Source organism: Leptolyngbya sp. CCNP1308 (genome assembly GCF_034932455.1).
Classification (GTDB): Bacteria; Cyanobacteriota; Cyanobacteriia; order Phormidesmidales; family Phormidesmidaceae; genus Nodosilinea.
In genome coordinates, this window is sequence record NZ_JAYGIH010000075.1 from 66,190 (window position 1) to 79,214 (window position 13,025).

14 protein-coding genes and 1 other RNA gene are annotated in these 13,025 nt (G+C 60.0%); 7 read left to right on the plus strand and 8 right to left on the minus strand.

Annotated features, from left to right (window positions below):
- Nucleotides 1-454: 454 nt before the first annotated feature.
- The 3 genes from VB780_RS20525 to VB780_RS20530 are packed head-to-tail and all read left to right on the plus strand — an operon-like array spanning nt 455 to nt 2,564.
- Nucleotides 455-1,981 carry a YifB family Mg chelatase-like AAA ATPase gene (locus VB780_RS20525; protein ID WP_323353041.1) on the plus strand — a complete coding sequence of 509 codons (1,527 nt, stop codon included), beginning with the start codon at nt 455-457 and terminating at the stop codon, nt 1,979-1,981.
- The gene (locus tag VB780_RS31480; protein ID WP_416349252.1) at nt 1,978-2,307 is read left to right on the plus strand and encodes a DUF6883 domain-containing protein; all 330 of its coding nucleotides are present in this window, start codon (nt 1,978-1,980) and stop codon (nt 2,305-2,307) included. Before VB780_RS20525 ends, VB780_RS31480 begins: the two co-directional genes overlap by 4 nt.
- A 17-nt stretch (nt 2,308-2,324) precedes the next feature.
- The gene (locus VB780_RS20530; protein ID WP_323353042.1) at nt 2,325-2,564 is read left to right on the plus strand and encodes a DUF4926 domain-containing protein; all 240 of its coding nucleotides are present in this window, start codon (nt 2,325-2,327) and stop codon (nt 2,562-2,564) included.
- Nucleotides 2,565-2,582: 18 nt separating this feature from the next.
- Here the strand turns inward: VB780_RS20530 and VB780_RS20535 are convergent, their stop codons facing one another.
- Nucleotides 2,583-3,173: an HD domain-containing protein gene (locus VB780_RS20535; RefSeq protein ID WP_323353043.1), complete on the minus strand. Its 591-nt coding sequence runs from the start codon at nt 3,171-3,173 to the stop codon at nt 2,583-2,585.
- Between the two features lie 24 nt (nt 3,174-3,197).
- On the opposite strand from VB780_RS20535, the gene ffs reads away from it, so the two are divergent.
- The 3 genes from ffs to VB780_RS20550 all read left to right on the plus strand — a co-directional run bounded on the left by ffs (nt 3,198) and on the right by VB780_RS20550 (nt 4,421).
- Nucleotides 3,198-3,294: signal recognition particle sRNA small type (gene ffs, locus VB780_RS20540), an RNA gene on the plus strand.
- A gap of 212 nt (nt 3,295-3,506) precedes the next feature.
- Complete coding sequence (locus VB780_RS20545) at nt 3,507-3,887, plus strand: hypothetical protein (RefSeq protein WP_323353044.1); 381 nt, start codon at nt 3,507-3,509, stop codon at nt 3,885-3,887.
- A gap of 3 nt (nt 3,888-3,890) precedes the next feature.
- Complete coding sequence (locus VB780_RS20550; RefSeq protein WP_323353045.1) at nt 3,891-4,421, plus strand: hypothetical protein; 531 nt, start codon at nt 3,891-3,893, stop codon at nt 4,419-4,421.
- A gap of 35 nt (nt 4,422-4,456) precedes the next feature.
- Here VB780_RS20550 and thiD read toward each other — a convergent pair whose 3' ends face one another.
- From thiD to VB780_RS20570, 4 genes are all read right to left on the minus strand, one after another.
- Nucleotides 4,457-5,272, minus strand: a complete 816-nt coding sequence (thiD, locus tag VB780_RS20555) for a bifunctional hydroxymethylpyrimidine kinase/phosphomethylpyrimidine kinase (RefSeq protein WP_323353046.1) — start codon at nt 5,270-5,272, stop codon at nt 4,457-4,459.
- A 2-nt stretch (nt 5,273-5,274) separates the two neighbouring features.
- Nucleotides 5,275-6,408, minus strand: a complete 1,134-nt coding sequence (ftsZ, locus tag VB780_RS20560; protein WP_323353290.1) for a cell division protein FtsZ — start codon at nt 6,406-6,408, stop codon at nt 5,275-5,277.
- Nucleotides 6,409-6,871: 463 nt separating this feature from the next.
- Nucleotides 6,872-7,786, minus strand: coding sequence for a cell division protein FtsQ/DivIB (locus VB780_RS20565; protein ID WP_323353047.1), 915 nt, complete (start codon nt 7,784-7,786; stop codon nt 6,872-6,874).
- 49 nt (nt 7,787-7,835) lie between these two features.
- The gene (locus VB780_RS20570) at nt 7,836-8,264 is read right to left on the minus strand and encodes a hypothetical protein (protein ID WP_323353048.1); all 429 of its coding nucleotides are present in this window, start codon (nt 8,262-8,264) and stop codon (nt 7,836-7,838) included.
- A 371-nt stretch (nt 8,265-8,635) separates the two neighbouring features.
- On the opposite strand from VB780_RS20570, the gene psaK reads away from it, so the two are divergent.
- Nucleotides 8,636-8,896, plus strand: coding sequence for a photosystem I reaction center subunit PsaK (gene psaK / locus VB780_RS20575; RefSeq protein WP_323353049.1), 261 nt, complete (start codon nt 8,636-8,638; stop codon nt 8,894-8,896).
- A 252-nt stretch (nt 8,897-9,148) separates the two neighbouring features.
- Here the strand turns inward: psaK and VB780_RS20580 are convergent, their stop codons facing one another.
- The 3 genes from VB780_RS20580 to VB780_RS20590 form a co-directional block, all read right to left on the minus strand.
- Complete coding sequence (locus VB780_RS20580) at nt 9,149-10,381, minus strand: hypothetical protein (RefSeq protein WP_323353050.1); 1,233 nt, start codon at nt 10,379-10,381, stop codon at nt 9,149-9,151.
- A gap of 40 nt (nt 10,382-10,421) precedes the next feature.
- Complete coding sequence (locus tag VB780_RS20585) at nt 10,422-11,339, minus strand: glycosyltransferase family 2 protein (protein ID WP_323353051.1); 918 nt, start codon at nt 11,337-11,339, stop codon at nt 10,422-10,424.
- A 110-nt stretch (nt 11,340-11,449) separates the two neighbouring features.
- Nucleotides 11,450-13,024: a GMC family oxidoreductase gene (locus tag VB780_RS20590; RefSeq protein ID WP_323353052.1), complete on the minus strand. Its 1,575-nt coding sequence runs from the start codon at nt 13,022-13,024 to the stop codon at nt 11,450-11,452.
- Nucleotide 13,025 lies beyond the last annotated feature (1 nt).

Sequence of the window (13,025 nt, forward strand, 5' to 3'; positions counted from 1 at the left end):
CTGATTTTAGGCTCTAGAAGCTTTATTCACTGACGGCTTGGCATTAGGCACTAGAACCCAATCGGCTTGGCCGCCCCAGTCATGCTCCAAATCAGGGAGTAGTAAGCTAGAAAATTTGATCCACTCCATAGGGCACTTTGGGTTAACGTGGCTCGGCCATAAATTGCTTAAAGTTGGTTAACCCTGTATCTGGTCAAAATTTGCTAAATAAGACCTTAATTATTCAGCAATTTCTTAGGATAATGCTCAGTTCCTATGAAATCAAACAGAATGTTCGTTGGACAAACCCGAGGCTTTTGGAGTGTTTTAAGGTAGATCCAGTAATAGATCCGGAAATAGGGGGGGTATCTATTCAGCGTGTAGGTAACACTCGGCTTGAGTCACTCTGCGCTCCCTTGCCGATCGCACCCCACCCCCTGGGCACTCTAAAAGCCAGAATCAGGGGAAACACAAGATGCTGGCAAGGGTCTGGAGCGCGGCGCTGGTGGGCATTGATGCCCTTAAAGTGGGGGTCGAGGTCGATATTTCTGGCGGCCTGCCCGGTGTGGTCGTCGTCGGCCTACCCGATACCGCCGTGCAAGAGTCCCGCGAGCGGGTCAAAGCGGCGCTGAAGAATGCCGGGTTTCCCTTCCCCATGCGCAAGGTGGTAATCAACCTCACCCCCGCCGACCTGCGCAAAGAAGGCCCTATTTTTGATTTACCGATCAGCGTCGGCATTCTCGCCGCCGCCGAGCAGGTGAATACCGACGCCCTCAACGACCTGATGTTTTTAGGCGAAGTCTCGTTAGACGGCAGTTTGCGAGCGGTGGCCGGGGTACTGCCGATCGCAGCCGCAGCGCAAAAACTCGGCATTCGCGGCCTGGTGGTGCCCGCCGACAACGGGCGCGAGGCCGCCGTAGTGCCAGGGCTGACGGTTTACAGCTTCAACCACCTGTCTGAGGTGGCCGATTTCCTCAACAATCCATCAAGCCACAACCCTGTGGCGGTCGATACTACCCTGGCGATGAATGCGGCCCCCAACGCGCTGGATCTGCGGGATGTTAAAGGTCAGGCCCAGGCCCGCCGGGCGCTGGAGATCGCTGCTGCGGGCGGCCACAATTTGATTTTCGTAGGACCGCCAGGCAGTGGTAAAACCATGCTGGCCCGCCGGTTGCCCTCCATTCTGCCGCCGCTACAGTTTGAAGAAGCCCTAGATGTGACCCAGATTCACTCCGTCGCCGGGCTGCTGAAGGAGAAAGGCACCCTGGTCAACACCCGCCCCTTTCGCAGTCCCCACCACTCGGCGTCGGGACCATCCCTGGTGGGCGGCGGCAGCTACCCCAAGCCAGGAGAAATCTCCCTCGCCCACCGTGGGATCCTTTTTCTCGATGAATTGACGGAATTCAAGCGCGACGTGCTGGAGTACTTACGCCAGCCCTTGGAAGATGGCTATGTCACGATCACCCGCACTCGACAGTCCGTCGTTTTCCCCGCTCAGTTCACCCTGATTGCCAGCACTAACCCCTGCCCCTGTGGCTTCTACGGCGACTCGGTGCAGCCCTGCACCTGTAGCCCCCGCAGCCGCGAAAACTACTGGTCGCGCCTCTCAGGCCCCCTGATGGATCGGATCGATTTGCAGGTGGTGGTCAGCCGCATCAAGCCCGAAGAGATGACCCAGCACCAGCCAGGGGAAGCATCGGAGCCCGTGCGCGATCGCGTCCAAGCTGCTCGCCAACGCGCCCACGATCGCTTCAAAACCGAACCCGCTCTGCAATGCAACGCCGACATGCAGAGCCGCCATCTCAAACACTGGTGCCCGCTAGATGACACCAGCAAAACCCTGCTGGAAGGGGCCGTGCGCAAGCTGGGTCTGTCGGCCCGCGCCATGGATCGCATTCTCAAAGTCGGTCGCACCATCGCCGACCTGGATGGCGCTGAGCACCTGCAAACCCACCATATCGCCGAAGCCATACAGTACCGCACCATCGATCGCATGCAATGAAGCTACCCAATGGCGATCGTGCCCAGCTCGGCGACAAACTAGAGCGCTACTGCCTTAACCCCGACCATCGCAAGGATAAAGATAAAGCTGCTCTAGTTCGCGATCGTTTAGGAATCACGTTAAATAACAGAGGTGTGCTTGAATCTGCCCTCCTAGCCGCCGCGCTCGGAAACAACGCCGTAGTCAGAAGTCGAGATCAGTATGGCTATCATTACAATATCCGCTTCTTGATGCAGACTGACGTTAGGCGAAGCCTGGGTTTTAGCCTGTTGGATTATCCGCCACGGGGAAGATTTTCCTCGGCTGACCAATGCCTACCCTGTTAGATCTCAGGAGGTTCAAGATGACTATTCGTGAATACGACGTTGTCGCCCTGACGGAAGATCTGCCCGCTACTCATCCAGAGACCAAAGCGCCGATCTTGTTGCGTCGCGGTCAAGTGGGCACCGTCTTGATGGAATTTGACAGCGCAGCCTGTTTAATTGATTTTTCTGACGGTGAAGGCCAAACCTATGCCATGGAAACAGTGCCTATCGAGAAGCTGATGACTCTGTTTTATGAGCCAGTCTTGGTCGCGGCATAGCCTGAACTTTGAGATCTGTCATGCCGTCAAATATTCCTTCGCGACAGACTCTTCAATCACCTCCAGCACAAAAGGCCATAGTTCTGGGGCTCCCTTCTCTATTGGGGCCATGCGCTGCATCACCTGGGCGCGGCTAATGCTGTGCTGCTTCCAGGTGCCGCCACCGGTTTGCCAGTTGTGCAGCAGGGGTTGAATGCGATCGAGCGAGGCGGCGAAGCGGGCGGTGGGGGTGATTTGAGCCTCAAACTCGTCCCACAGCTGGCGCAGGTTCTGGGCGATCGCCCGTGGCAGCAGGCCAAAGATGCGATCGGCGGCCTGCTGTTCTCGCTCAGCCTTGTCGTCATGCCCCGCCGCGTCATAGCAAAAGGTATCGCCCGCGTCGATTTCCACCAGATCGTGAATCAGCACCTGGTGAATCGCTCGCTGAATATCCACCTCGGCGGGGGCGTATTCTGCTAGCACCAGGGCCATCATCGCCAGGTGCCAGGAATGCTCGGCGCTGTTCTCGCGGCGGCTGGCATCCATCAGTACGGTCTGGCGCAAAACCTGCTTGAGGCGATCGATTTCGACTACGAAGGCAATTTGTTGCTGGAGTCGTTGGTTGGTCATGGGGGCAAGTGTTATAGTGTATGTGACTCGGACCCATGCGGTCGCAACGCCCAAATCATGTCAGGACCGGAAGGTAGCAGCATTACGGGATGCTTGTGACAGGCGTGGACTCCGGGTCTTTTAATTGGGCGCTTGAATGTTCTTTCGCTACATTGTTCAAGCCGCCAGCGTAACGTAAGATTTCTGACTATCCTCAATTTTGCTGGTTTTGCTTAGTCTGGGGCTAGGGGGTGGGGTTTTCCGACTGAGACGGCGTGCCATTGCCCCTGGTCATTGGGCCAGCATCTTTTTTAAGCTGGCAGGGTACACAGAGCAACGGGGAGGCTGCTAACCATGGCCGGTTTTGGAGATTTGGTTAAGAAGGCGTTTTATCTAGGGGTCGGGGTCGCTTCCTACGCGGGCGAGAAAGCGGGCGACACCCTCAAAGATTTGCGCGAACAGACCCAGGGCATTGTCAATGAACTGGTGGCGCGGGGCGAAATTACCGCTGAAGACGCTCAGAAATTGGTCAATGAAATGGTCAACCGTGCTCAGGATGCGGCAGCTACCACGCCTGAGAACCTGGCCCAGCCCCGACCCATCGAGATTTTGGATGACGAGGCTCCGCTCGCTACCGTAGTAAACCCCACCGATGCTCAAACGGCAATTCTGCGCGAGCAGGTGGCTGCCCTGCGCCAAGAACTAGAAACCCTCAAGCAAAAGTCGAGTAACTAGCCCATGGATGACTGGTCTAAGCAATTGTTTGATGCCTTTGGCAATGCCGTGCAGGATTTTACCCAGCAGTTCTCTGAAGACACCGAGCGCTGGCTAGACAACCTGACCGAGCAGTTAGCCAGTGCTTCCGATGCCCTGGTGCAGACAACCGATCAGTGGGCTGAGCAGGTGCAGGAAGCCATCGACCCTGAGATCGATCGCATTGTTGTCGAGCTCAACCATGTGGTTGAGCCGTTTCGAGTCACGCTCAATGCTGAAATTAACTACGTGGCCGACGAGCTCAATGAAATTTTGGGGCCGCTGGTGACGGGGCTGTCGGACGTTGACCAGTGGTTTGAAGAGGTTTCAGGCCCCTTTAACAGCACCGTGGAGCCGCTGCTGCAAAACTATCCGGCCTGTGTGGGCTGTCGTAATTTCTGCGGTCAATCCTACGGTGGCAACACGCTGGTGTGCGCCATGCACCCCTTTGGCCCCGAAGAAGAACGCCAATGCCCCGACTGGGAATCGGTGTGGCCGCAAACCAAGGATCAGTAGACAGCAGGCGGGGTTTGACACAGGCCAAACCCCGCCTATTTATTTAGAAGCGGAAAGAAGTGGCCGACGGGGCCTTGGCCCTGACCGATCGCCAGGGCGTGCTTAAGGGCATTGGTAACATAGTCTTTGGCGGCTCTGACGGCGATCAGCGGTTCTTTGCCCAGGGCCAGGTTGGCGGCGATCGCCGCCGACAGCGTGCAGCCGGTGCCGTGGGTGTTTCGGGTTTCCACAATCTCGGCTTCTAACACCACTACCTCGCGCCCGTCAAACCAGACATCGGTACTGCGCAGAGCATCTGCCATGCCGCCCCCCTTCACCAAGACGGCCTGGGGACCGAGGTGGTAAATTTTGCGGGCTGCCGCTTCCATATCGCTGAGGGTAGCGATCTCTAAACCACTGAGCAGTTGAGCCTCGTAGCGGTTGGGGGTGAGAATGTGGGCCTGGGGAATCAGGCGGCGGGTGAGGGTGGCGATCGCATCGTCATCAATCAGCTGTGCCCCGGTACGCGACACCATTACCGGATCCACAACTATTGGGGTAGCGGGGGGCAACAACCCTAGCGCATCGGCCACCGCCTGAATAATGCCCTGGTTGAGCAGCATACCGGTTTTGACCCCCTGCACCCCAATGTCGCTGGTCACCGCTGCGATTTGGGCCGTGACGGCTTCGGGGGGCAGCGCATCAACCCGGGTGACGCCCAGGGTATTTTGGGCGGTCACACAGGTCAGGGCACAGGTACCGTGGACGAGGTGAAAGGCAAAGGTGCGCAGGTCGGCCTGAATGCCCGCCCCGCCGCCGCTGTCAGAACCAGCGATGGTCAGGGCCGCAGGCCAGGGGGGCGGTATCGTCATAGCTAGCGGTTGCCGTTAGGTCGCCGCCGCTGCAGAAACTCAGGGATATCTAGCCCGGCCCCTAAGCCCCCTGCACCACCGCTGGCGGGAGGGGTAATGGGGGGTGTAGCCAGGGTGCGCTTAAAGGGGGTGACGCGGGCGATCTCCAGCTCTGGCTGAGCTCCGGCGCGGGTGTTGAAGCCGGTGGCAATAACGGTGATACACACTTCGCCCTGCATGCGCTCGTCGATCACTGCGCCAAAGATGATATTGGCGTTGGGGTCTACCCCTTCGTAGATGATCTCGGCGGCGGCGTTGACCTCGTGGAGGGTGAGATCTGACCCGCCGGTAATGTTAAATACCGCCCCAGACGCGCCATCGATGGAGGATTCGAGCAATGGGGAGGAGATGGCGGCGATCGCCGCTTCCCGTGCCCGCGACTTGCCCGAGCCCATGCCAATGCCCATCAGGGCTGTGCCCGCGTCGGCCATGATCGCTCGCACGTCAGCAAAGTCAACGTTGACCAGACCGGGGATCGTAATAATGTCAGAGATGCCCTGCACCCCCTGACGCAGAATGTCATCGGCGGTGCGAAAGGCCTCCTGCACCGGGGTCTGCTCTGAGATCACCGACAGCAGCTTGTCGTTGGGGATGATGATTAGGGTATCGACCCGGCCCTGGAGAGCGGCAATGCCCTCATCGGCCTGGTTCATCCGGCGGCGTCCCTCAAAGGTAAAGGGGCGAGTGACTACGCCAACGGTTAGTGCGCCAGCTTCCTTAGCCACCTCGGCGACAATTGGGGCAGCGCCAGTGCCCGTACCGCCGCCCATGCCGGCGGTGATAAAGACCAAATCAGATTCTTCTAAGGCCGCTGCAATTTCTTCGCGCGATTCTTCGGCGGCCTTTTGGCCGATGGCGGGGTTCCCCCCCGCGCCCAGCCCGCGGGTTAGCTTTTGACCGATGTGTAGGCTGTTGGTTTGGGTGGTGTTGTCGAGGGCCTGGGCATCGGTATTGATAGACCAGAACTCAATCCCCGACAGGCCGCTACTAATCATGCGGTTGACGGCATTACAGCCGCCGCCGCCGACCCCAATGACCTTAATGCGGGCGACGCTGCTGGGCAAAGCCGTGTTGTTGGTGTACGTTTCTCCGGGCATAGCTCTGGCATTGTGGGGTTGACTGGAGTTAAGCTCGCCGTGGCTAAACGGGTTAGACGGGCCAGCGAAGGCGGTCACAGCATCAGCTACCGGAACCAGGTCAGAGGCTGAAGCCTCAGCCTGATGGGACGAGTAAGACTCGTAGTCAGCGTCGCTGTGGCCAGCACCATTGCCGTGGGGATCGTCGGGGGTCATAGAGGTTGAGGCCGTAGACAATATAGTAATTACCCGTACTAGATAACCGAAGATAACACCTAAGCCCTAAAAATCTAAACCCCGGCTGATGCTAGACAACTATAGAGTACTTCACTGGAAAAAACCAAACTGCCTTGGCAAGTCTTAAACTACTTGATTTAATCACTGAACTAGGAAAAACGAACCGCTTGGCGTCAATAGCGTCATCCTTTATATATATCTATTCAGACGCGGTAGCGCTCTAGGAACCCAGGATGCCTTTAGCGGTTTATGGGCTGGTGGGTGAGCCGGTCTGCGCTGAACCCGCCGTCGGATCGGCGCTGTCAACTACGGCGATCGAGGGCGCGTCAGGATTGCTGAGGTCGATGCGGGCCACCTCAGACTCGGCTAGATGATCGGGCAGGTTGCGCATTTTGTCGAGGGTGGCTAGCTGCTGCTCTAGCTCAGGGCTGTAGGGACCGAGATAGACCGTGCCCAGGGCGGTCTCAAACACCAGGTTGTTGGGGTCGTGCCAGTCGATCTCGGTGATGGCCACCGGGCTGCCCACGATGGTTTCGTAGATCTGGGGCCAGTAGCGCTGGTAGTGGGGCTGAATGCCTCGCAGCTGTAGGGTGGGCAGCTGGGGCGAGGCGGTGCCCAGGCCAAAGCTGGCCAGGGGCATCCAAGCGCCATGGGCGTCGAGAAACCCGGCCTGGAGATACTGAGCATCGGTGCTGTTGGCCTTGCCTACGGGGAGCACCACCGCTACTGGTACCCGCTCCTGCACGTGCACGTTGAGGCGCGGTGGCAAGAGCTGCCGCGTGACTTCGACAGCGGTGATGGGGGCGCGATCGCGCAGCTGTCGGGCCAGCACCTCGGGCTCCACCTTCATCAGCGGCTGGGGATAGCTCAGCGGCACCAGGCTCTGCACCATCTCGTCGCTGAGCAGTTCGTTGCCGGTCACATTAATTTGGTTGGGGCTGTGGAGCAGCCACACGGGGCGGGTGGCTCCCCAGAAAATGGCCGCCGTCAGCCCAGAGAGCGCCCAAAACCGCCAGAGCGCCTGGCTAATTGAAACCCGCCGCCGCCGCCGGAGGCTTTTGCGCCGGGTCTTGAGTTCGTCGCGAGACAGGGAAGAAACACGGGTCATGGCATCGGGGGTGAGGGCGCAGTCGCCCGGCGATCGGAGCTGCCGCAAAAACACAGTTCAGGGGCTAGAAAGGGCTAAAATCCCCGACAACGCCGGGCTGCCGTTAAGCTGATGCCGATTTTAGCGCCTGAAGAGATTGATGCAACGCTTTTTCCCAGCGGCGAGCCAGATCGCTGTCGGTAAAGGGGATGCGATAGGTTTCGCCACTGGTGGTGGCTAGGGCCAGCTCCACCGATTTGCCCGTAGGGCTAGCCTGGTCAGCGGGTACGACCTCCCCATTGACTTCGAGCCGCAGGGTGGTTACCTGCTGGAGCGACAGGGTGGTGAGGTCGATGGGCCCCTGGCGGGTGGGGCGACCCCAGGTGAGGTCGTCGCCCCGCTGCCCCAGCATCGAGCGGATGTCGTACTTGCTGCGATCGAACCCGGTGGCCCAGGCTTCGTAGGCCTGCACCTTTTGAAATTCGTGCCAGCCCGCCCAGGCCAGCCCAATAAATACCGCCAGCAGGGGCAGCCACAGCAGTCCTCGTTCCATAGGGCGATCTCTACTTTTTTGGGATTGGTTCGTGATTGAATTTACTGATTGACCAATGATGCCGAACGGATGGGGATCACCTCAGCGCGAGCTTGCGGGCGGGAAAAGCCCCGAGACGCGGCTCACAGGGTTGTGGGGTGTCAACCTCAGCATCCGCAGATCGCTGAAAGTCTCAATGGCCTTATGCTTGGATCCTAATGCTTAACTCTCAGTGCTCAAAGAGCCTAAAATTCCAGGTTCTCAGCGGGGATTAGCCCCTAGGTAAATTGTAAAGTCTTGCAACGGCTCCCAACAGAATTTCCTGGCTGCATGAAACAGTAAGCCTAGGCAAGTGACTTGCCCACCCAATTCATTTTATGGAGGCTGGTACATTGGCATTTTTACCGATTTTAGCCGCAGTTCCGAACACGCTCGCCTGGAGCCCAAAGGTGGCGATCGTGATGATTCTCTGCAACATTCTGGCGATCGCCATTGGCAAGTTCACCATCAAGTACCCCAGCTCGCCGCCAGCGATGCCTTCCCCCGAGCTGTTTGGCGGGTTTGGGCTGCCTGCGGTACTGGGCACCGCTAGCTTTGGCCATATCCTTGGTGCCGGAGCCATTTTGGGCCTGGCCAACCTCGGCGTGCTGTAGCCTTTCCCTAGCTCGTTGTTGCTCAAAGTTAGCCTGAGATCAGGGGTAGTGAGGATGTCGGTAGTGCGCTACCGGCATCTTTTGCCTTGGGGGCTGTTGGCGATTACAGGTCGTCGCACAGGTGGCGATCGCATCTTTGCACCTTCCGGGTGCCCATTGGGCGGTTGACCTCCCGGGCGATGAGTCTGTCCCGGCGGTTTCCTAATGCTTACCAGCGGCCGGTTTAAGCCCCCGGTTGTGCAGCCAATGCTTCTAGGGATCTCTTGGCATTGGCCCTAATGTGACGTGCCGTTCTGAACCATGGGGGATGATGTCACGCTGGGCATCGGTGCCGGGGTAGCGGATGGACTTGAGATACCAAAAGGCCACCGCCAGGGGCAGCACATAGCGGTCCCAGGGGATTGCTTTCATCATGATCAAGGCGTTGAAGGCAATGATCCAGAACAGCAGATCTGGCTTGGCAAAGCGCAGGCAGGTGAGCAGAGCCAGGCTGTAGTACATCGCCATCACTAAACCGTAAAACGGCAGCAGAGCGGCGACCTTGCCCATATTGCCGTAGGGGGTGTCTAGGGGCGGAAACACCAGGCAGACCACGAGCAGGCCCGCCGCAATGAGCAGCCATTTCTGCCAGTTGTCGCCCAGGGCTTGCCGGGGGGCGGCGGGGCGAAACAGCAAAAATTCTGGAATCACAATGTAGGCTCCGACGAAGGCGAGAAAGTTAATTGCCCCGCCGGGGGTGAGGGCCAGGGTGCTCTTTTGCACATCGGGCGATTTGTCGGCGATCGCATTGGCGGGAGCCAGGCCGTCAAACAGGGCCACCCAGCCCAAAAACGACAGGGTGGCGATCGCCGGAGCCAGCCAGCGCTGGTGCTGACCGGGGCTAACGGGCTGCCCCAGCCGGTACTGGTTGGCGGTGGCCAAAAACTCGTAGGTGGCGATCGCCGCCGGAAAGGCCAGCATGTACTGCCGCGAGGCGATCGCCAGCACGAAGGCCAGGCAGCTCACCCAGTGGCGATCGCGCACGTAGGCGACCAACCCCAGCAGCACCCAGGTACAGGCGATCATTTCGGTGTAGAGCCGCCCGCTGAGAAAGAGAAAGTAGGGGCACAAAAACAGCCCCAGCAGACACAGCAGCGCCCGCCCGCCCCGGTCTTTGCTTGGCCAGCCGATGGTGGCCACAATCCCCAGCGACAAAATCAAATTTAGCAGTCGGCCCGCCGCCATGCCCTGGCCAAACAGGTACTCCAGCAGGCCAAACACCATGAAGGGCAGAGGGGTGTTGAGGCTGTAGTACTCCCGCAGATCCGACAGGGACGGCAGCAGGCTGTCGCTAAAGGTGAGGCTCGACTGCCAAAAGGCGGCTTCATCCCAAATGGCGGGACCCTGCAAAAAATCGAGCCAGGCCGCGATCGCCACATAGATGGCTGTAATGGCGACCAGAAAGAAGGCTTTTTGCTGGGAATGGCTAAAGGATTGCAGTTTCATGGTGGAATCCCTAGGTATGCGGGCTAGTGGTGTAGTCGGGTTAGCAGGGGGTAGCGGGGGCTGAGGTCGAGGGCAGTTTTTGCTGGTTGCGCTCCCAAAAAAAGCCCACCATGTTGGCCACCTGCGACACAAACAGCAGCCCCGACAGGAGCATGCCCTGAAGCTGGGGCTGCCGCACCAGGGGGTAGGTCAGCAGCCGCCAGTAAAACCCCAGCGGCTCGACCTGGACTTGCGCGGCGGCCCGGCGAGCCCGCACCTGGTGAAAGCAGTAGGCACCGCGCCCATAGTTAAAGTGCTGCCGCCAAAACCGTCGCAGCGACAGGTGGTGGCTGTGGTCAACCCGCGCCTCGGGGGCGTAGGCCATGGGCAACCCCTGCTGAAGCCAGCGATCGCAAAACTCCCGGTCTTCCCCCGCCGCCAGCGGGAAGGAGGTGTCAAACCCCCCCAGCTGCCGAAACTGCTCGGCGGCCATAGCAAAGTTATTGGAGGCAAAAAAGCTGGGCTGATGGCGGCTGTTGTAGTAGTCGTAGAGGTAGTCGATCAGCAGCTGGCTGGCGGTCGAGAAGACATTGTGGGGCAGGGCGTTGAGGGTGTGGCCGCCCACCAGGGCCAGGGGCTGCTGATCGAGCTTGGCCGCTAGGGCGCTGAGCCAGTTGGCGTGGGGCTGGCAGTCGTCGTCGGTAAACACTAGATACTGGCCCTGGGCGCGGTCGGCTCCGGCATTGCGGGCCTGGGCGGGGCCGCTGTTGACCTGCCGCAGCAGCGTCAGGTTGAGAACCGACTCAAAGGGCTCGACCGTGGGGGCCATGGGCTGGGCGCTGCCGTCGTCTACCACGATCACCTCGAAGCCGTTGCGGGGATAGTTGAGCCGCGTCAGGCTGCGCAAACAACTGGCCAGCCGTTCGGGCCGATTGTAGGTGGGAATCACAATGGAGAACTCTAGGGCTGGGTAGCTCATGGGTTTAGTCTTTAGTCGATAGAGGGAACAGGGTTGAGCGATCGGAAGCTGTGGCTAGCGGCCCGCTAGGGTCGATAGAGGGAACAGGGTTGAGCGATCGGAAGCTGTGGCTAGCGGCCCGCTAGGGTCGTTGAGGGCTGGTCGGGGGCGATCGCCGTCAGCAGGTCGCTCCCCGCAGCGGGCGCATGTTTGTGCAGTAGGTGCTGCCCCAGGCGACGGGCTAGGGCCAGAATGGTAAAGGTGGGCGAGTACGACGGCCCCGTGGGGAACACCGCCGAACTGGCCACGTAGAGGTTGTCGGTGCCAAAGACGCGGCAGTCGGTATCGACCACCCCGCCGCTGGGGTGGCTAGCCATGCGGGTAGTGCCCATCTGGTGGGCGGCATCGGTCATGGTGTCGAGGCTGGGTGGGTTGTCGCCAAAGTCAAAACGCCCCAGGCCCACCTTGGCAAACCGCTGAATCAACAGCTGGAGGGTTTTGTCGATGGAGCGATGGTCTTGGTCGGTAAAGCGCCAGTCAACTTCGAGCTTGCGCTGGCCCAGAGGATCTAACTCGGTACCCAGCTTGATGCGGCTGTCGGTTTGGGGCACCTGCTCGGTGACGTATTTGACCCGGTAGGTGGCGATCGCCCCATTGCCATCGCGACACAGAGGCCGCCGCCGCACAATTCGCCCCAGCCGCTCCAGCGGCTTTTCGTAGATGGGCTTGAGGTACAGCACATGCTCTAGCAGCTGGTGCTCGCGCTGGGTGGTGTCGTCGAGGGCAAAGCAGATACAAAACCGAGGCTTGGGGGCGTATCGCAGCTCGTTAGCGTACTGCCGGGCCAGGGGGCCGGGGCGCAGCACGCCCGTGTGGTGCTTGGGGTGGTCGGTGTAAAACCGCCCCACCAGGTCGTGCTCATTGCCCAGGCCCCCTGGCCGCTGGCGATCGCTGGCCAGCAGAATGCGAGTCGCCTCCAGGGCACCCGTAGCCAACACCACGGCGTCGGCCTCCACTGTCAGCTCGCGCCCTTCCAGAGATTTGCAGGCCACGGTGGTCACTCGCTGGCCGGTGGGGTCGAGCCGCAGCTCGGTGACCGTGGCCCCCAGCACTACCCGTAGGTTTGGCGACTGGCGCATTTCGTCACCAAAGCGCTTAGCGGTGCGGGTGGGGGTTTCTTCCCAGTAAAAGCTGCTCATTTTCAGACCGCTGGTGGCCAGGGTCGATCGCAGCGCCACCACCTCCGCCCGCTGGGCCTCGGCCTCCAGGTCACCAAAGCCGTAGTCTGCCGCCGCCGAGCGATAGTGCTCCAGCAACTCATCAAAGGCGATCGGCCAGCCGCTGTTGGGCACCCACGATCGCGGCTCAAAGTCAGAGGGTTGCAGGTACTTCCACTTGCCAGTCCAGACGTTGCTGGTGCCGCCAAACTGCCGCACCCGGCTCACCCCCCGCAGCTCAGGCGGCAGGTAGCGATGATAGTAGGAGTCGGGATCCAGCTCGCGGTGGCGCTTGGCCAAAAACACCACGTCGTTGAGGGCCTGAATGGCCGGGTCAAAGCGATCGCGCCCGCTCTCCAGCAGCACCACATCGCGCCCGTGGCGGGCCAGGTGGGTGGCCACCTCGGCCCCGGCAATGCCAGACCCCACCACCACCACCTGCCCCCGCAGGGTGGTCTGTTCGCCCAGGTCAAGAATATCGGTAATCATA